Source organism: Novosphingobium sp. B-7, from assembly GCF_000410615.1.
Taxonomy (GTDB): domain Bacteria; phylum Pseudomonadota; class Alphaproteobacteria; order Sphingomonadales; family Sphingomonadaceae; genus Novosphingobium; species Novosphingobium capsulatum.
The window spans coordinates 1-218 of the sequence record NZ_APCQ01000336.1 but is presented as its reverse complement, the minus strand read 5'-3'; the positions used below and the strand labels follow the sequence as shown (position 1 = coordinate 218).

The following is a 218-nucleotide window of genomic DNA, read 5'->3' as shown; positions in this document are numbered from 1 at the left end:
TCGCCTTCGCCACTGGTGTTCCTCCATATCTCTACGCATTTCACCGCTACACATGGAATTCCACTTTCCTCTTCTGCACTCAAGTCTCCCAGTTTCCAATGACCCTCCACGGTTGAGCCGTGGGCTTTCACATCAGACTTAAGAAACCACCTGCGCGCGCTTTACGCCCAATAATTCCGGATAACGCTTGCCACCTACGTATTACCGCGGCTGCTGGC

General features: G+C 53.2%; 1 rRNA gene. It reads right to left on the bottom strand.

What is annotated here, in order from left to right:
- Positions 1–218, bottom strand: a 16S ribosomal RNA gene (locus H926_RS0104575); the annotation flags it as partial.